This window comes from Bacillus sp. FSL L8-0528, assembly GCF_038593085.1.
GTDB classification, from domain to species: Bacteria; Bacillota; Bacilli; order Bacillales; family Bacillaceae; genus Bacillus; species Bacillus paralicheniformis.
Window position 1 is genome coordinate 301922 of sequence record NZ_CP151961.1, and the last position, 17618, is coordinate 319539.

General features: G+C 46.3%; 18 protein-coding genes. 12 read left to right on the forward strand and 6 right to left on the reverse strand.

Features of this window, described 5'->3' with window-relative positions; all coding sequences use genetic code 11:
* Positions 1-59 precede the first annotated feature (59 nt).
* From MHI30_RS01645 to MHI30_RS01665, 5 genes are read left to right on the forward strand one after another with little or no spacing between them, the layout of a single operon-like run.
* Positions 60-776, forward strand: a complete 717-nt coding sequence (locus MHI30_RS01645) for a lantibiotic protection ABC transporter ATP-binding protein (RefSeq protein WP_075753707.1) — start codon at positions 60-62, stop codon at positions 774-776.
* Positions 773-1531: a lantibiotic immunity ABC transporter MutE/EpiE family permease subunit gene (locus MHI30_RS01650; protein WP_075753709.1), complete on the forward strand. Its 759-nt coding sequence runs from the start codon at positions 773-775 to the stop codon at positions 1529-1531. The genes MHI30_RS01645 and MHI30_RS01650 overlap by 4 nt, the downstream gene beginning before the upstream one ends.
* A 1-nt stretch (position 1532) precedes the next feature.
* A complete protein-coding gene (locus MHI30_RS01655; RefSeq protein WP_075753711.1) occupies positions 1533-2303 on the forward strand; it encodes a lantibiotic immunity ABC transporter MutG family permease subunit in 771 nt (256 codons plus the stop codon).
* Between the two features lie 20 nt (positions 2304-2323).
* Complete coding sequence (locus MHI30_RS01660; RefSeq protein WP_075754037.1) at positions 2324-2986, forward strand: response regulator transcription factor; 663 nt, start codon at positions 2324-2326, stop codon at positions 2984-2986.
* Positions 2977-4347 (forward strand): sensor histidine kinase, encoded by a 1371-nt coding sequence (locus MHI30_RS01665; protein WP_075753713.1) that lies wholly within the window; start codon positions 2977-2979, stop codon positions 4345-4347. The genes MHI30_RS01660 and MHI30_RS01665 overlap by 10 nt, the downstream gene beginning before the upstream one ends.
* 56 nt (positions 4348-4403) lie before the next feature.
* On the opposite strand, the gene MHI30_RS01670 is transcribed toward MHI30_RS01665, so the two are convergent.
* Positions 4404-5303: a LysR family transcriptional regulator gene (locus tag MHI30_RS01670; protein WP_075753715.1), complete on the reverse strand. Its 900-nt coding sequence runs from the start codon at positions 5301-5303 to the stop codon at positions 4404-4406.
* A 109-nt stretch (positions 5304-5412) separates the two neighbouring features.
* Between MHI30_RS01670 and MHI30_RS01675 the strand changes: the two genes are divergently transcribed.
* The 5 genes from MHI30_RS01675 to MHI30_RS01695 all read left to right on the forward strand — a co-directional run bounded on the left by MHI30_RS01675 (position 5413) and on the right by MHI30_RS01695 (position 8712).
* On the forward strand, positions 5413-5829 hold the full coding sequence (locus MHI30_RS01675) for a tautomerase family protein (RefSeq protein WP_075753717.1): 417 nt from the start codon (positions 5413-5415) through the stop codon (positions 5827-5829).
* Positions 5813-6541: an SDR family NAD(P)-dependent oxidoreductase gene (locus tag MHI30_RS01680; protein ID WP_075753719.1), complete on the forward strand. Its 729-nt coding sequence runs from the start codon at positions 5813-5815 to the stop codon at positions 6539-6541. Before MHI30_RS01675 ends, MHI30_RS01680 begins: the two co-directional genes overlap by 17 nt.
* A gap of 87 nt (positions 6542-6628) precedes the next feature.
* Positions 6629-7042, forward strand: coding sequence for a hypothetical protein (locus MHI30_RS01685; protein WP_237562694.1), 414 nt, complete (start codon positions 6629-6631; stop codon positions 7040-7042).
* Complete coding sequence (locus MHI30_RS01690; RefSeq protein ID WP_256700723.1) at positions 6973-8502, forward strand: class I SAM-dependent methyltransferase; 1530 nt, start codon at positions 6973-6975, stop codon at positions 8500-8502. The genes MHI30_RS01685 and MHI30_RS01690 overlap by 70 nt, the downstream gene beginning before the upstream one ends.
* A 51-nt stretch (positions 8503-8553) precedes the next feature.
* The gene (locus tag MHI30_RS01695; RefSeq protein ID WP_237562695.1) at positions 8554-8712 is read left to right on the forward strand and encodes a hypothetical protein; all 159 of its coding nucleotides are present in this window, start codon (positions 8554-8556) and stop codon (positions 8710-8712) included.
* A 10-nt stretch (positions 8713-8722) separates the two neighbouring features.
* On the opposite strand, the gene MHI30_RS01700 is transcribed toward MHI30_RS01695, so the two are convergent.
* Together MHI30_RS01700 and MHI30_RS01705 are read right to left on the reverse strand one after the other, a co-directional pair.
* A complete protein-coding gene (locus MHI30_RS01700; RefSeq protein ID WP_075753721.1) occupies positions 8723-9799 on the reverse strand; it encodes a DUF4352 domain-containing protein in 1077 nt (358 codons plus the stop codon).
* A 619-nt stretch (positions 9800-10418) separates the two neighbouring features.
* Positions 10419-11819, reverse strand: a complete 1401-nt coding sequence (locus MHI30_RS01705) for an AbgT family transporter (protein ID WP_075753723.1) — start codon at positions 11817-11819, stop codon at positions 10419-10421.
* A 124-nt stretch (positions 11820-11943) separates the two neighbouring features.
* On the opposite strand from MHI30_RS01705, the gene MHI30_RS01710 reads away from it, so the two are divergent.
* Positions 11944-13119, forward strand: a complete 1176-nt coding sequence (locus MHI30_RS01710; RefSeq protein WP_075753725.1) for a M20 family metallopeptidase — start codon at positions 11944-11946, stop codon at positions 13117-13119.
* Between the two features lie 76 nt (positions 13120-13195).
* On the opposite strand, the gene MHI30_RS01715 is transcribed toward MHI30_RS01710, so the two are convergent.
* Entirely contained in the window at positions 13196-13648 is a 453-nt protein-coding gene (locus MHI30_RS01715) for a GNAT family N-acetyltransferase (RefSeq protein ID WP_075753727.1), read from the reverse strand.
* Between the two features lie 100 nt (positions 13649-13748).
* Between MHI30_RS01715 and MHI30_RS01720 the strand changes: the two genes are divergently transcribed.
* The gene (locus tag MHI30_RS01720) at positions 13749-15248 is read left to right on the forward strand and encodes an amidase (RefSeq protein WP_075753729.1); all 1500 of its coding nucleotides are present in this window, start codon (positions 13749-13751) and stop codon (positions 15246-15248) included.
* A gap of 22 nt (positions 15249-15270) precedes the next feature.
* Here MHI30_RS01720 and pepF read toward each other — a convergent pair whose 3' ends face one another.
* Together pepF and MHI30_RS01730 are read right to left on the reverse strand one after the other, a co-directional pair.
* Positions 15271-17106 carry an oligoendopeptidase F gene (gene pepF / locus MHI30_RS01725; RefSeq protein ID WP_075753731.1) on the reverse strand — a complete coding sequence of 612 codons (1836 nt, stop codon included), beginning with the start codon at positions 17104-17106 and terminating at the stop codon, positions 15271-15273.
* Between the two features lie 112 nt (positions 17107-17218).
* Positions 17219-17488, reverse strand: a complete 270-nt coding sequence (locus MHI30_RS01730; protein WP_017474015.1) for a GlsB/YeaQ/YmgE family stress response membrane protein — start codon at positions 17486-17488, stop codon at positions 17219-17221.
* Positions 17489-17618 lie beyond the last annotated feature (130 nt).

The window sequence follows — 17618 nt, forward strand, 5'->3', positions numbered from 1 at the left end:
TCTTGAGAAAGGTATTTTAAGATAGCGGTACCGATCAGATCAAACAAGGAGAGATTAAGATGAGTACAATTCTATTGGAAACAAGGCATCTTCAAAAAAAGTTTGGAAGGTCGCAAGCGGTCTCAGACGTCTCACTGTCAGTTAAAAAGAACAGTATTTACGGCCTGCTTGGACCGAATGGAGCAGGAAAATCAACGACTTTAAAACTTTTAACCGGAATCTTAAACCCGACGGCCGGGGACATTTTGTTTGAGGGGCGGAAATGGAAAAGGTCTGTATTAAAAGACATCGGTTCTTTAATAGAATCTCCGCCTCTGTATGATAATTTAACAGCCTACGAAAATGCCAAGGTTCATGCCACATTATTGGGTCTTCCGGATGCGAGAATAACAGAGGTGCTTAAAACCGTTGATATGGATCATGCCGGAAAGAAAAAGGCGGGGCAGTTTTCTATGGGGATGAGGCAGAGGCTGGGAATCGCCATCGCTCTTTTAAATCGCCCTAAATTACTTATACTTGATGAGCCTACGAACGGTCTTGACCCGATCGGTATACAAGATTTGAGGGAACTTATCAGGTCATTTCCCAAGCAAGGGATGACGGTCATCTTATCAAGCCACATTTTGTCGGAAGTCGAGCAGATCGCAGACCATATCGGGATTATCAGCGGAGGGTACCTCGGATATCAGGGGGAAATCAATAAGGGGGACGATCTCGAGCGGCTTTTTATGGATGTTGTCAAATCAACGCGGGGGAAAGAAGGCGGAGAACAATGATCGGATATTATGCAAAAGCGGAAAACCTGAAGTTTAAAAGAACATTTTCGAGAAAGATGATCTTCATTGTGCCTTTGATTAATATTTGCTTCGCCTTTTTAATGAATCCGGGATTCTTTGTAGCAGGTACGTATAATTGGTGGTCTGTCATCTTGATGCCGGTTATGATCGCATTGCTTTGTGCATTATCACATCAGAAAGAACAGAAAGCGTCGAATTATAACGGCATTTTTTCTTCTCCCGTACATTTACATATGATCTGGTCTGCAAAAATAAGCGTCATTGCGCTCTATTCTTTAGCCTCTCAAGCTGTGTTTTTAGGGTTTATGGTTGTGATGCAGTTTGTCATTCCTCAATTTTCGAGCATTCATTTGACAGTCATTGCCGCGAATCTGCTGCTTTGGCTCACGACACTGTGGGAGATCCCTATCTGTTTATGGATAGCGCGAAAGTACGGGTTTATATCTGCCGTTTTGTTCAATATGCTGGGCAGTATCGTGTTGGGCATCATGTCGGCATCAAGCCCTTTTTGGTGGCTGAATCCGTGGAGCTGGCCGATCAGGGTCATGTGCCCGACAATTGGCATCCATCCAAACGGTGTGCCTCTTGAAAATGGCGATCCTTTAACAAGTTGGGCAGTCGTTCCTCCGGCTGTTGTTCTATCTGTTCTGTTATTTGCTATTTTGGCGCATCTGACCAGGCGGTCTTTTTCCCCTGCCGTTGATCGCAAATCGATAAAACGGGAGGCGGTTTGATTTGTTGCTATTTTTCAGATGCCTGGCGGCTGATTTTCAAAAAACAAAGCGCACATCTTTTATTTGGCTTCACTTGACCGTTCCGGTTATCTGTGCGGGTGTTTTTCTGCTTTATTTCTATAACAGAGAACATGATCCATATCAATTATACCGCACGTATTGTGAGGCAATTGCGATTGCCCTGCCGCTTCTGATTGGAATGGTGTCCGGAATGACTGCTTCATTAGAGGAGCAGGCAGGCCGCTTTCAAGTGCTGTTGGGCGGCACGGCGCCCAAATTAACGGCTTATTTAAGCAAAGTCACACTGCTTCTGTTCATGAACTTGTGTGCGGTATTCTTGGCTATTGGACTCTATGTATTGGGGCTCAAAGTTCTATTTCATGTGCCGAACCTGACAATCGCCCTTTTTTTAGAGGCTGGGGCATGGCTGGCAGCCGGAAGTATCACACTTTATTTCATTTATTTTTTGATCAGCTGCATATTTGGAATGGGGGCTTCGATTTTAATAGGCGGGGCCGGTCTTTTGATGACAGCACTGATGAATACGGGATTGGGCGATGTCATTTGGAAATATAATCCCTGGGCATGGGGAATCAGGCTGACAGGGTATAAGGGGATTGACCGATTTGTCCAAATTGATCCGTCTCTGCGTTCTGTTCTAGACGGGGAAATCAAGCAGGGGGCTTTCATCATGGTGTTTGCTATAATAGCTGTATTCGCTCTAAGCATCGTTTGGTTTATCCGCTGGGAAGGAAGAAAAGCTTATGAATAATGAAAAAGGGTGGTCAGCAAGTGGCGAACATTTTGGCAGTAGATGATGAGAAAGATATTCTTGTACTCATACAAAATATTTTGCGCCGCGATCAGCATCAAGTTCATACATTGAGTCAAGTTAACGCCGAATCTCTCGACGTGTTTTCAGGGTATGATTTAATTTTGCTTGATGTGATGATGCCGGGGATGGACGGATTTGAATTGTGCGAGAAAATCCGGCCGCTGGTAGATTGTCCGATTCTGTTTCTCACCGCTAAGACGGAGGAAGAGGCCATCGTTAAGGGCCTCCTGACTGGAGGAGACGACTATATTTCAAAACCCTTCGGCGTTCTTGAGCTCAGTGCGAGAGTAAATGCACACTTGAGAAGGGAAAAGAGAGAGAAACACGAAACTAAACGTGTGATTTCCGGTTTTTTATTTCACTTTGACAGCAAAGAAGTATTTATTCATGATCAAAACCTGAATTTAACAAAAAATGAATTTAAAATATGTGAGCTGTTGGCTCAGCATAAAGGACGAACTTTTACACGAGAAGAAATTTATGATCATGTATACGGGCTGGAAGGCAATGCTTTATACTCCACGATAACCGAATTTATCCGCACGATTCGGAAAAAATGCAAAGAACACGATAGAGATCCGATCAAAACGGTTTGGGGCGTAGGGTACAGATGGGAATAATCCGTAAAAAAAAGACGCTGCGCAGAGAACTGATCAAATATATGCTCACTTTGAGTTTCAGCCTGATCGCGATCACGGCTGTATATGTTTTGATCAATATGATCGGAATGAATGCAGGGCTGTTTTATCCTGCCAACTACAATGAAATCGAAGCTGAAAAGCTTAAGCCCAGGCTTCAATCGGCTGAACGGATAACGGAAGACATGATACCTGATACGATGCTGTACGCCATACTGGATAAAAAGTCGAAACAAAAGACAGCGGGAAACATGAAAGAAACGAATCTTTCAATTGTACGGAAAAAAATAGAGAGCAGGCCGTATGTCACCTTAAGTCAAAAAGGCTATATGATCATCGAGCGCAAAGGCGAGTATTGTGTGTTGGAGTATCCTTTGCGCGCTGAGTTTAGGTCTCCCTTGCTGAGACGGCTTCTCCCGAACTATGAGCTGACAAGCTTATGCATCATCATTCTGCTTCTAATTACGGTCGTTTTTGCGGTGACAACCCGATTTGCAAACAGGTTAAAAGGTCATTTTCAAACATTGAACACCATCGCTGAGCAAATTAAAAAACAGAATTTAAATTTCACTCCGGAGTTCTCGAATATTAAGGAATTTGATCATGTAATCAGTTCCCTGATGGACATGAGGAATGCCCTCCAAGCCTCCCTACGGGCGCAGTGGCATTTAGAGAAAACGAAAAAAGAACAGATCGGCGCATTGGCTCATGATATTAAAATTCCAATGACCATCATCAAAGGAAATGCGGAGTTGCTGAGCTTATCTCCGCAAAATCAAGAGCAGTCGGAATATATCAGATACATCCTTGACGCGGGGCAAAAAATCGATCAGTACATTGACCAATTAATCCATCTCTCAAAAACTGAGGAAGCATTACATACCGAGTACAGAGAAGGCGCTGTGAAAACGCTAGTCGAAAGTGTTCTCCATGAGACTGAAGCATATATAGGGAACAAATCGATTGACATTGTGTTGAAGGAGCAGAACCTTGAAGGAAAAAAAGCAGTGTTTGACAAACAGCTGCTTCACCGAGCGTTGATGAACATCATGACGAACGCCGCAGATCACACACCAGAAGGCGGGAGAATCGATTTTGAAGCTGTGTGTACGGCTGATCAATTGATTTTCACAATCACTGACAGCGGAAAAGGGTTTTCTCAAGACGGCCTGCAGAAAGCTGCCGAGCTTTTCTATATGGAAGATAAAGCCCGGACATCGAATGGTCATTACGGAATGGGACTTACCTTTGCGCTTCGTGTTGTCAAGCTTCATCAAGGCGATTTATCGATTCAAAACGGTGAAGCGGGGGGCGGACAGGTGCAAGTAACCATCCCCCTCTGAGACCAGATCATCATCTTTCAATGTCCCATCATGTCATCATCCCAAACCTTCCGACTTTAGCCGGAAGGTTTTTTCGGTTCTCCCAGTTCCTGTTTCAAATATTGGTACAGCTTTGCATCCGCTTGTTTCAGCGGGAAAGACGCGGTTTTGCAAAGGATGCCGAAGGTTACGCTGATCGGGTCATCGCCGATGAACCGGACAATCGTTCCGGGAGGAGGAGGGGAGACGATACTTTTCGGAATCAGGGCAACGCCGAGTCCAGCGGCAACATAGTTTTTCAAAGCGGTCATGCTTCCGATTTCCATCGTGTTCATTTGGCTCCCCGGCAGCTCCTGAAACGCGATTTCGACTTTCTTCCGGTAGGTGCAATTGTTGGCCGTGATCAGCAGACGGTGCTCCCTGAGATCCTTCAGATGGATGCGTTCATTGTTTCCGGCGGGGTGTCCTTCAGGGAGCAGCACTACGAGCTCTTCAGCATATAGCGGTTCAAAATAAAGATCAGTTCCCATTGCCGGAGTCGAACAGACGGCAAGATCCAGGCTGCCTTGAACCAGCCGTTCCCCCAATGCCGACGAGTTGGCGATATCTACGGAAACCCGGATCTTCGGATAATCCGCTAAAAATCTCCCCAAAATCCGCGGCAATTCACCGCTCGCGATCGGTTCGACCGCTCCCAGGCGAATATTTCCCGCTTCGCCAAGCAATAAGTCGGCCATATGATGTTGAAGGTGATCCATATTCTTGACAATATGGCTGCTTTCTTCAAAAAAAAGCCTGCCGGCTTCAGTCAGTCGGAATGTTTTTCCCCGTTCGAGCAATCGGATGCCGAGGTCTTCTTCGAGCTTTTTGATTTGCATTGTGACTGTGGACTGCGCATAATTCAGTTCTTCAGCCGCGCGGTTAAAGCTTCCGCAAGCCACGATTTTATGAAACGTTTTTAATGTTTTAAAATCCATCCCGTCACCTCGAGTTCAATAAAATTGAATGAATCCTTCAAATGATTCAATTATACAAAATGATATAACCGTTATACACTATTAAACAATACAAAGGAGGAATAAATATATGCCATTTGTCAGGATGGATCTTTTAAAAGGAAGATCAAAAGAAGAGCTTCGCCGGATCAGCAGATCGGTTCACCAGGCGATGACGGAGACGATCGATGTTCCGGAAGACGATTATTTTCAGGTTATCACCCAGCACGATGAGGAAGAGTTCTTTTTCGATCCCGGCTATATGAATATCAAACGGACGAAAGACTTGATCTATATTCACATCACAATGAAAGAGAGACCGGTCGAAAAAAAGCTGGCTCTGTATCAACGCATTGCAGAATGTTTACAAAAAAACGCCGGCATCCGCCAAGAGGACGTCATGATCATTGCGGCTGAAAACGTGAAAGAGAACTGGTCGTTTGGGAATGGAACAGCACAGCTTGCATCAGTTGAAAAGGGAGTGATAAAAAATGGAAATGAAAAATAAAACAGCCCTTGTCACAGGAGGCGGCACTGGGATCGGCAGAGCGGTATCGCTCGCTTTGGCAAACCGCGGCGCAGCGGTTATTGTCAACTATTCGCGTTCCGAAGCGGAGGCTGAAGAGACGGTTGGGATGATTGAAAATCAAGGCGGCCGCGCGCTCGCGATTAAAGCCGATGTTTCTAAGGCCAATGAAGTTCAAGGCATGTTTGATCGGGCGGTCCGTGAGTTCGGCACCGTCGATATGCTCGTCAACAATGCAAGCATCACCAGGCATATCGAGCTTGATGACTTGGATGGGGCTTCTGAAGAAGTCTGGGATGAACTGTATGCGGTAAATGTCAAAGGGATGTTTTATTGTGCGAGAGCGGCGAAGCAAAATAAACAAGGCGCCATCGTAAATGTCGGCAGCATCGCCGGACTGACGGGCTCAGGTTCTTCGCTCCCCTATGCCGTATCAAAAGCGGCGGTCCACGGTCTGACGAAATCATTGGCGCATGCGCTCGCTCCGGATATCAGGGTCAGCTGTGTGGCACCTGGCGCTGTATCGACGAGATGGTGGGAGGGGAACGAAGAGAAAATGAAGCGGCTCAGCCAAAAGCTCCCGCTTGAACGGATCGCAGAGCCGGAAGATATCGCCTTGCTCATTTGCGCGCTGCTCGAACAAGAAACGGTTACAGGTCAAATCTTAACGGCGGACTGCGGCCAAACATTATAGCGATTATAAGCCTATTATCCTATTTCTATATGAAACCATTTACCTTATGATTAGCCATATCGAAATAGAAAAAAGAGGGAAGAACGTATGAGGCGTTTACAATCGTTAGAAGCCATTGAAAAAGTGAAAAGCGGGGATTATCATGTTTTGCGTGATGCCGAATGGCTCAAGTATCTTGTTTTAACTGAAGAACAAAATGTCAATCTGGAGCGGATATCTTCGCTGGAGCAAATGCCTCAGAATCCCGTGTTTCTTTATGTGGAACAGACGCTCTCCATCTTGGAGAAAGCGGACATTCCAGAGCGGGAAAAAGAAATCATTGAAGAGGTTCTCATATGGAGTGAAACGGCTAAGTGCGGCCAGCCTCATAAAAGAAAGGAATGGCGTGAGAAAGGTTTCAGCTTGCGATCCATAATATCGGGTCGGCGCAGATTTATGCTGATCGAAGAAAGGCGTATATGCCGGAGCGGCAGGATATTGAGGAACTCATCTATATTTTGATTTTGACGCATGGACTCGTCGGGCAGTATATCCGCGGGGAATCAAGGTATCGCCAATTCACTCCTCTTATCGATTGGATTGAAGCATCCGAACTTCAGCACATCGATATCAGGCGGGTTCTGTACTTTTTGAACAAATGTATCATTGAAGGAGTTTCGCCGTCGCTTTGGGAATCGATTGAACAAGAAGTGAACCGGATAATCGGCCAAATCTGCACAGGAGAAAGAAACAAAGACTGGCCGTTTGCGGAAAGGATCAGAAAACTGCGGGGACAGGCGCTCGATTCCGGCGAAGACAGCAGCCGGTACGAGCGGTTTTTGAGGGAACATGCGGCGGAAGATGCGCTGAGACGCTTCTTTCAGCGGGTCGATTTATGGTATGTGGAATCCGCCTTGTCATCGTTCAGTTTTGAAGAGTTTGTCAAAATCTTTCTGCTCGTGCTTCGTTCTGTCAATCCTTTATCAGTCAAGCACATCAGCTTTGAGCCGCTGATGAAGGACATGTACCGCGATTACCAGGGTGTGCGGCATACGAATGTTTATAAAAAACGGATTATCGAAGCGTGCTTAAAAGAGATGTCGATCAGCGATTTGCTTTACGGCGGGGTGCCTGTAAATGAACACGTTTCGCTTGCTGTTCAGCCGTTTGATCAGGCTTCCGAGATTGTGGGCGTCACGTTTTCGTTTTCGCAGGCCGGACTGAAGCTGATTGAATTTTGCCAGGAAGCGGAGAAATCGCCTTTATATGAACGGGCGATCGTGCTGCTTTATGATTTTTTTGAGTTTCGCAAGGATTCGTTTGACCGGCTGCAAAATGAAGCGGCTTATCTGTCTGATATGAACGGTGCCGAAGATTATAAAAAGAAGATTGCCGATTATGCTGTTGGAGAAAGAATGCTCGACATCGGAGCCGGAGGCGGCGTGATGCTTGATTTGCTGACGGACCAGCATCCTGAAGCAGAGGTGATCGGCATCGACCTTTCCGTTAATGTCATTGAGGAGCTCCAAAAAAGAAAAGTGCGCGAACATAAGCCGTGGCATGTGAAACAGGCTGATGCGTTGGATCTTCCTGAGTACTTCGAACAGGAAAGCGTCGACACGATTGTATTTTCATCGATATTGCACGAATTGTTTTCATACATTCCGTATGAAGGAAAACAATTTAATCATCTCGTCATTGCACAAGCGTTAAAAAGCTCCTTTGATATTCTGAAGCGGGGAGGCAGAATCATCATCAGGGACGGAATCATGACCGAAAACAAAGAGGAAACGCGGCGGATTCGTTTTAAAGACCCGGATGGAATGGATTTCTTGAAACGGTATGTCCATGATTTTAAAGGGAGAAAGGTGCAAATTCTTGAGGCTGAGAAGGATGCGGCCGTACTGTTTGTGAATGACGCGATGGAATTCCTCTATACATATACTTGGGGAGAAGAAGCCTATCCGCACGAAGTGCAGTAGCAATTCGGCTATTTTACGCCGTCTGAATTCCGGCGCTGTATTGAGAAAGAGTTGGGGGAACGTGCGAACATTCTTGTGTTCGAACACTATGTACAGGAAGGGTATGAAGAACACCTTAACCCTAAAATCGAGCTGACAGACCGGCTCGGCCAGCGCGTGCCGCTGCCGGACAGCACTTGTTTTATCGTAATTGAAAAAAAGCACCACTAGGGTGCTTTTTTTAGTTGTTGCTTTTAAGGAAGCTTGAGAAATATTGTTCGGTCTTGTAATCTTCAGCATCAATTTTCCATTTGTCGTTTTTTGATTTTTCAAGCTTAACTTCAACGGTTTTCTCACTTGAAGTCGACTCTGCTTTTTTGATTTCTTCACTCATGATGTCAATCGCAGGATTGATTAATTCATCTCTGGACATGAAGTTTTTGCCGCTGTCTTTCACATAGTCTTCCAGTCTTTTCTTCACTTTCTTTTGGACATCTGTATTATCGATTGGTGTAACGGTTGCCTCAACAGTTGCTTCATCGCCTGAGATTGATTTTGTAACTGCTTTGACTTGAGATTTTTCTTGATAAGCGTTTTGGATGGCGCTGATCAGTTTATTCAATTTCTTTTTATCGACATCTTCTTCATCATAATATCCTAAAGAGCGAACGATTGATTTTTGAGCGCCTTCAAGGTAATCGGTAACGACTTCACGTTTATTTTCGTCGATTAGTTTATCAAAGTTATCATTGTCTTTGCCGAAAATCGTTACGTCTGTGTAAGCTAGCAATGCTTTAGCCGGATCTTCAAGTTTTTTGGCCGTTTTCAGCAAATCGTCGCTGCCGCCGTCGATCTCGAATTTGACAGGATCGGCTTTGTTTTCACCGTACATGTCAGGTGTGTATTCAAGCTGAAACTTTTTGCCCTTTTCAACGATGTAATAGATATTTCCGTCGACTTCCTTGTCGGAATTCAGCGTGGAAGAGCGAAGCCTTTTGTTTCTTTCATCATATACGCTGACGTCCGACATTTTTGAGTCGCCTTCGTAAAGGCTGAATTGGCTTTTATCAACCATCAATGGTTCTTTTCCTGTATTTTTAACGGAAACATTGATCTTTAGTATAAGTTCATTTTCGTGCAGGTTTGTTGATGAATCATCCGGAAGCGTATATTCGGAGCTTAGTATTTTAACTTCTGCATTATCTGCTTTTTTCGTATCTTCTTTCTCTCCGCTCGCACTTTTGCTGCCTCCGCAGGCTGTTGACACGACTGCTACAATCATCAAAAGCATCATTAGAAAAAACTTTTTACTTCGCATGGTCTGTCTCCTTTTTTATTATTATTTTTTCAATGTTATGTAAATGAAAAGAATGGGGTGGTTAGGGTAAAAAGGCCCTTCATCGGGACGAATCTTACTCAAGTCCCGGTCATTTCATTTATCTAACAGTGAAAATTTGATTATAATTCTTCCTTTTTCCTTAGTTTCTTTAAAAAAACAGAAACAACATCACTCATTTTAAGGTTTGAAGAATCAATAATAAATAGGTGTTAAATACTAATTTGGTCAATGTTTTGCAAGATTAGGCATGTTTTCAAACTTTGGGTAGTATGAATAGACTAAAACTAATGACTTACAAAACGGTGCATTTAATTGAGGTTTACCCATTTTTCACCTTGGCCAAGACAAGGCAGAGCAGGTGAAAAAGATAAGTGCTTTGTTTGGAATCCGCCATTTTGTTGATGAATCTTGAAATTGGACTACGGTGGATAAAAAGTCCCGTTTTCGGGTTTCCTTAACCTGAGCTTAAAATTTAGTAGATCAATCGTCGCAGGGACGCCGGTTTTGATGGTTTAAGGCTTCTCTATGGTCAGGGAGATGGAGGCATATATGGGGAATACAGCCGGGAGCTCCGGCTGCATATTGAAGACCCGGATTTTTACTTAATTCCGATTATCATGGCGATAACAATCGCGGCAGCGCCGATGATGATCCAGCCTGCGATCAGCTTCCAGACAAACTTGACCCAGCGTTCATAAGGGACGCCTGCGATTGACAGCGAAGCCATCAATACACCGGAGGTCGGGATGATTGAGTTGGTGATTCCGTCTCCGTATTGATACGCGAATACGGCAATCTGGCGTTCGAATCCCAATAAATCGGCCAGCGGCGCCATAAGCGGCATCGTTGTGGCTGCCTGTCCGCTTCCGGATGGAATAAATGTGTTAATCACGATTTGCACGGCGAACATGCCGATGGCGCTGATTTCGTTAGGAAGTGAGCTGATGGCTGAAGCAAGGCTGTTGATGATCGTATCGATAATATGTCCGTTTTCCAATACGATGACGATGGCACGGGGGAAGCCGACGATCAAAGCTCCGTATACAACCTGTTTCATGCCGTCGACAAATGAATGGAAGGTGTTGTTGATGCCGAGTCCTCCCGCAAGGCCGGCGGCAAAGCCGATGATGAGAAACCCGGCCGACAGCTCGCTTAGAAACCACCCCCATTGAAATACACCGAACATATTGATGGCGAAGCCCAATGCTGTAATCAGCAGGACGAGGCCGTGTCTTCCGGTGAAAGAAAGGTCAGCGTGTCCTGCGGCAGTCTCTTCATTCATCTCTGTTTCGCTTCCATACATCAAACCGGTATTTGGGTGCGCTTTGACTTTTTCGGCGTACCGCATGACATAAAAAATGGAGAAACCGAGCATGGCGGCATAAACGGCCAATCTATAACCGAGGGCGCTAAACACAGGGACTTCCGCAATTGTCTGTGCGATTCCGACTGTGAACGGGTTCAGCATGCCGCCGGTGAATCCTGCAGCCGCGCCTAGGGAAATCATCGCCAGCCCGGTCATTGAATCATAGCCAAGCGCTCTTGCAACAGCGATGCCGATCGGAATAAAAATAATCGTCTCTTCAGACAAACCGATCGTTGCGCCTCCGATGGAAAAGACGAACATGGTGACGGGAATCAGGAGGAAGCCGCGTTTCTTCAAGCGCTGCACCAGCACATGGACTCCTGCACGAATCATACCGGTCTGATGGATGATGCCAAAAGCTCCGCCTATTAAAAAGATATAAAAAATAATATCCGCCGATTGAATCATGCCCTCCGGTATGGCTTTAAACATCTCGAAAAAACCGACCGGACCTGCGTCAGTCTGCTTGTAGCTCCCTTGTACGATAACCGTTTGGCCGTCTTCTTCAACCCGCTTAAATTCTCCTGATGGAATGAAGTATGAAGCCAGTGCAGCTAAAATGATAATGAAAAAAATCAAAGCATAAGTATGTGGGAAGTGCAGTTTTGTTTTCTGTGGGGTGCCATTGCTCATTCCGTTCGTCTCCTTTATAATGTATTAATATTCAGATAATTATATATTTAAACATTTTGAGGATATGAGCTTTACTTTGTCAACCCTGGAAAAAACTTTCGGTAATCGAGAAGGGAGAACCGTTATGAAAAAACAAATTGAGAAAGAGATCGAACATATTCGTGAAGAGCTGCTGCATATCAGCCAGTATATAGGCAATCATCCTGAACTGGGGCACGAAGAATTCAAAGCTTCAAAGATTCTGTCCGAGGAGCTGAAAAAACACGGTTTTCAGGTGGAATTAGGTACATGCGGCCTTGCGACGGCGTTTACGGCCGAGTTTGATAGCGGCCGTCCCGGTCCTTCCATTGGATTTATGGCTGAATATGATGCATTGCCTGACCTTGGCCATGCCTGCGGGCACAATTTGATCGGCACGATGGCGGTCGGCGCCGCAATCGGCGTCAGCAAAGTGATTGCATCGTGCGGAGGAAAAGTGTATGTTTACGGAACTCCTGCGGAGGAGACGAAAGGCGGAAAAGTAACCATGGCCGAACAAGGGGTTTTTGATCACTTGGACGCCGCTATGATGGTTCATCCGTATTGCAGGCATGAAAAAAGCGGGACATCGCTGGCGATGGATGCGATCCAATTCGAATTCTTCGGAAAGGCCTCGCATGCGGCGGGAGCACCTCACGAAGGAATCAATGCGCTCGATGCCGTCATTCAGACATTCAACGGCATTAATGCGCTCAGACAGCACATTCTCCCTGATGCCCGGATTCACGGGATTATTCCGGAGGGAGGGAAAGCGGCAAATGTTGTGCCGGATTATGCGGTTGCCCAGTTTTATGTCAGAGGAATGGAACGTGCTTATGTCAATGAACTGCTCGATAAAGTAAAAAATTGTGCAAAAGCAGCCGCACTTGCGACTGGAGCGCGGCTTGAGAGCTCTTTTTATGAGCTGTCTTACGATGATTTGAAAACAAATGAAACGCTGTCAGACGCTTTTACACAAAACATGATCGAGTTGGGCGTCGATCCCGATTCGATTCATGAAAAAGCGGATGGAGGAGGTTCGGTTGATATGGGGAATGTCAGCCAGGTCGCACCTTCCATTCATCCTTATGTACAAATTTGCGATGAGCCGTACGCGTGCCACACACCCGAGTTTCGGGAGGCAGCCATGAGCAGCCAAGGGTTCGAAGGCTTAATGCTCGGCGCAAAATCTATGGCATTCACCGCCTATGATGTGCTCACAAATGAAGAGCTGTTGAGAAAAATAAAGGAAGAATTCAACCTTTTAAAGGCGCTGGCCTAAACGGATGATCCGAAAACGATCAAGTCCTGTTTTGATGAATATTGACGAGAAGCCGCCGGGGAGACCGGCGGCTTTTTTAAAGATCGAGCGCTAAACGGATCATATCGATGCAGCGCATGCCGTTTTCGTATATCGGTTTCTCGTAATGTCTCAGGAAAAAGTCGCGGTCGATGCCGGTGATTCTAAATCCGCATTTTTGATAGAGCGCCAGCTGGCCGATGCTTGAATTCCCGGTTCCGATTTCAATCGTCTTAAATCCTTGTGATTTTGCCGTTTCAATCGCATGCATAACCAATTGTCTGCCGATTCCTTTTCCCTGCAGATCTTCTTTGACGGCGATATTGACGAGCTCGGCTGTTTCGGGTCTCGTCGGCAGCAGCACATAGACACCGGCAATCCGGCGGTCGATCTCTGCTGTATAGCATTGTCCCCGTTTGAGATAATCGATAACCAGTTTTTCGGAAGGGTCTGCCGTCAACAGTAAATCAAGCGGCGGCTCATGTTCTGGATGCAACCTCCGAATATTCATTTCACTCATCTCCTTTTTGATCTAAACTGAAAACATTGAAATCCCTAAAAGGCTCATGCACAATAGTAAACACAAGCGAACAGTAAAGTGAGGTACTGATATGAATATATCTGACTATATGAAGCATGACGCAGTTGCTTTATCTAAGCTTATCAAACATGGGGAAGTAACGGTGAACGAATTAATCGACGCTGCTTTTTCCCGCCTTGAAGAAGTCAATCCAGAACTGAATGCGGTCGTTCGGACGAGAAAAGAGCAAGTCAAAAATGAATGCAAACAGCTCGATATCAGACAGCAGCCGTTTGCCGGGGTGCCGATCCTTTTAAAGGACATCTCCCAAGCGTTGAAAGGGGAACCTCTTACAGCCGGTGCCAAGCTGCTTTCATCTTATCAACCAAAGCGCGATTCGAATTTCGTCGCTAAATTGCGCGGCGCCGGTTTTTTATTTCTCGGCCAAACGAATACGCCCGAATACGGATTGAAAAATATTTCTGAGCCTGAATTATACGGGCCGTCGCGAAATCCCTGGAACACCGATTATTCACCCGGCGGTTCAAGCGGCGGTTCTGCTGCTGCGGTGGCGGCCGGAATCGTTCCCCTTGCAGGGGCTAGCGACGGGGGAGGCTCCATCAGAATTCCCGCTTCCTTTACCGGGCTATTCGGTCTGAAGCCGACCCGGGGCAGAACGCCTGTCGGACCGGGCGTCGGGCGGCAATGGCAGGGGGCATCGATCGATTTTGTATTGTCACGTACAGTCAGGGACAGCGCTGCGCTCCTTGATATTCTGCAAACCGTTCAGCCTGAAGCCGCTTTTCAAACGCCTTTATTTCCGGGGCATTATGAAGAGGATATGAAAAAAGGGCTGGAGCGCCCGTTGAAAATCGCATTTTCTGTAGAATCACCCGTCGGAACGCCTGTCAGTGATGAAGCCAAACAAGCCGTCCGCCGCACCGTTCGATGGCTGGAAGCACAGGGACACCACATTGAAGAGCAGATGAACGGCGTTGATGGACTCCGGTTAATGGAGAACTATTATTTAATGAACAGCGGCGAAATTTCCGCGATGATTCTGGGAATGGAAAAAACGCTTGGAAGAGCGATCACTGTTCAGGACGTGGAAATTGTCACATGGGTGCTGAATGAAGCAGGCAAAAAAGTGTCGGCAGCCGAATTTACGGCAAGCCTTGCTTCCTGGGATCAAGCAGCCGCACAAATGGCGGCGTTTCATGAGACCTATGATCTGTATGTGACCCCGGCAACGGCTTACTCTGCTCCAAAGGTCGGCGAGCTTACGCATACCGAAAAAGAAGCCGAAGCGCTCCTGAAAGTGAGTGAGCTGGAAAAAAACGAGCAGCAGTCGCTGATTTATCAAATGTTTTTGAAAAGCTTGACATATACACCATTCACACAGCTTGCCAACTTAACCGGACAGCCTGCAATGAGCGTCCCGGTCCACCTGACAAATGAAGGTTTACCGCTCGGCGTTCAAGTGACGGCTCCGAAAGGAAAGGAACATTGGCTGCTTCGCACCGCACATTTATTAGAGCAATCAGACTTATGGATCGGAATGAAAGGCAATCCGATGTTCGGCAGTCTGTAACCGCATAAAAGAAGACCGGCCGTTAATCAGGCCGGTCTTCTTTTGTATTATACAATTTTTCAAGCTCGTCAACCAATGTTCCGACATACACAACTGCCTGGCGGATCGGTTGATCCGTCGACATGTCAACACCGGCGTGTTTCAACAGGTCCAGCGGCTTCATTGTACCGCCTGCTTTTAAAACGTTCAGCCATCTCTCGACGGCAGGACGGCCTTCTTCTTTGATCTGCTGCGAGACGATCGTCGATGCTGTCAGCCCGGCTGAATAGGTATAAGGGTATAACCCCATGTAATAGTGCGGCTGACGCATCCATGTTAAACCTGCTCCTTCATCAAGCTTCACTCCGCTGCCCCAGAATTCGGACAGCACAGCACTGGTTTGTTCAGACAGTACGGAGGCGGTAAGTGCGCATCCCTGTTCGGCGAGTTCGTAGACTCTTCGCTGATATTCCCCCTCAAGCAGATGGGTGACGAAATTGTGGTAATACGTGCCCATCAGCTGGTTGATGACCCAGCGCTTCATTTTCGGGTCATTTGTTTTGGAAAACAAATGCTGGGCGAGAAGCATTTCGTTCATTGTAGAAGGCGCTTCAATGAAATATAAAGACGGTCTGACGTTCATGATGCGCTGCTTGCGGTTTGCCAAGTAGAAATGCCCGGCGTGACCGAGTTCATGGGCAAGGGTAAAGGCGTCCCGCATCGTATCCGTCCATGTCATCAAAATGAAGGGATGCACTCCGTACGGACTTGAACAAAACGCACCCGTGGATTTGCCGATATTGTCAGCGAGATCAACCCACCGCTCAGTCAAGGCGGTTTCCATGACTTCCGCGTACTCCGGCCCCATCACTTGTAAAGCGTCCAAGATCATGCGGCTAGCCTGTTCGTAAGTCGTCTTTGGACTGAAGTCGTGATCGAGCGGAGCCTGCAAATCGCAGAAGCGCATTTCGTCAAGGTCTAATATGCGTTTTTTCAAGGCGGCATATTTGCGCATATGAGGCGCAAGTTCGTTTTTAATCACATCAAGCTGGTTGTGGTACATTTCGAGCGTGACGCTTTGCGGCTGAAGAAGCATATCGGTGGCGGAGTGATATCCGCGCAGCCTTGACATGCCGACCTGTTTTTTGACTTCTGTTTCATAGACGGCGGCGATGGTATTTTTGTATGTTTGCAGGGTATTTGTAAAGGAGTCAAATGCGGTTCTGCGAATATGCGTATCAGGAGAGAACATGTATTTTCCTTCATATAACGCGAACGAATTGGCCAGCTCATTGCCGTTCCGGTCCTGAATCGGTGAAAATTGCATATCCGCAAGCTTAGCCATCCCGAAAATTTTGTACGGTGCATCATGCACTTCGCCTAAAACGGCTAACGCTTCTTCTGTTTCCGGAGCAAGCTTATACGGCTTGCGCTCCATGATCTCGGTCAGCATTTTGCTGAAAGGCTCCAGTCCTTTCTCACTTTTTATGTACGTCTTCACTTGATTTTCGGGGAATTCGAGAATTTCCGATTGGATAAATGAAAGCCCGGCGTTTAGTTTTGCTTGAAGGGCGGCCATCCTTGAAGCGTCGGCTTGGTTGACGGGGTTTGTCAAATCTTCGGATTTTCTGAGGTGAGTATAGGCGGCGGCCCGGACTAGGCGCTCTAGCAGTTTCTCCTGCAGCATTAAACAATCGAGCAACACGTCAGCTCCTTCGTGAAGCCTTCCTTTAAATGAGCCGATGGATACGAGATCTTCCTCGATTCTCACAAGTGCGTCTTCCCAATCTTCATAAGAAGAAAATAAATCAGTAAGATTCCAAGTCAGTTCCTGCGGCACCTCAGAGCGCTTCGGTCTTTTTTCTGCCACTTTTTCCAATGTACAGCCTCCCCTTGAAAATATTTCGTGTTTCTAATTAATTATATAAAAGACGGCAGCAGAATGAAATAAAAAACGACGGTTTCTAATGAAACCGTCGTAAATCGTCCGCTTATTGAGCATTGCGGTTTCGTCCGCCCATGCTTCTCATGACAAGACTGACGATGAAAATCAAAATGATCGCACCGATCAGGGCCGGAATGATATTAAATCCGCCGATCATCGGACCCCAGCGTCCCAAAATCATGGAGCCGAGCCATGAACCGATAAATCCCGCGATAATATTTCCAATGATTCCTCCTGGTACATCACGTCTGATAATGAGGCCGGCCAGCCAGCCTAAAATTCCGCCGATGATCAATGACCAAATAAATCCAAACATTGAACAATACCTCCTTGTTTTTTAGACATTTTCAGCCTTATACCTATCTTTTGGAATTCGTGAATAAATATACAAATTTTTTCTAAATGAAACCATTCGGGCGAACAAACGTATGGAATACGGACACCTG

What these genes read in the sequence shown, in the direction of transcription:
- MHI30_RS01700 (WP_075753721.1), bottom strand. Translation starts at nt 9,799, where the DNA reads ATGCGAAGTAAAAAGTTTTTTCTAATGATGCTTTTGATGATTGTAGCA.
- MHI30_RS01730 (WP_017474015.1), bottom strand. Translation starts at nt 17,488, where the DNA reads ATGTTTGGATTTATTTGGTCATTGATCATCGGCGGAATTTTAGGCTGG.
- MHI30_RS01720 (WP_075753729.1), top strand. Translation starts at nt 13,749, where the DNA reads ATGAATATATCTGACTATATGAAGCATGACGCAGTTGCTTTATCTAAG.
- MHI30_RS01680 (WP_075753719.1), top strand. Translation starts at nt 5,813, where the DNA reads ATGGAAATGAAAAATAAAACAGCCCTTGTCACAGGAGGCGGCACTGGG.
- MHI30_RS01705 (WP_075753723.1), bottom strand. Translation starts at nt 11,819, where the DNA reads ATGAGCAATGGCACCCCACAGAAAACAAAACTGCACTTCCCACATACT.
- MHI30_RS01710 (WP_075753725.1), top strand. Translation starts at nt 11,944, where the DNA reads ATGAAAAAACAAATTGAGAAAGAGATCGAACATATTCGTGAAGAGCTG.
- MHI30_RS01665 (WP_075753713.1), top strand. Translation starts at nt 2,977, where the DNA reads ATGGGAATAATCCGTAAAAAAAAGACGCTGCGCAGAGAACTGATCAAA.
- MHI30_RS01685 (WP_237562694.1), top strand. Translation starts at nt 6,629, where the DNA reads ATGAGGCGTTTACAATCGTTAGAAGCCATTGAAAAAGTGAAAAGCGGG.
- MHI30_RS01715 (WP_075753727.1), bottom strand. Translation starts at nt 13,648, where the DNA reads ATGAATATTCGGAGGTTGCATCCAGAACATGAGCCGCCGCTTGATTTA.
- MHI30_RS01650 (WP_075753709.1), top strand. Translation starts at nt 773, where the DNA reads ATGATCGGATATTATGCAAAAGCGGAAAACCTGAAGTTTAAAAGAACA.
- MHI30_RS01675 (WP_075753717.1), top strand. Translation starts at nt 5,413, where the DNA reads ATGCCATTTGTCAGGATGGATCTTTTAAAAGGAAGATCAAAAGAAGAG.
- MHI30_RS01670 (WP_075753715.1), bottom strand. Translation starts at nt 5,303, where the DNA reads ATGGATTTTAAAACATTAAAAACGTTTCATAAAATCGTGGCTTGCGGA.
- MHI30_RS01645 (WP_075753707.1), top strand. Translation starts at nt 60, where the DNA reads ATGAGTACAATTCTATTGGAAACAAGGCATCTTCAAAAAAAGTTTGGA.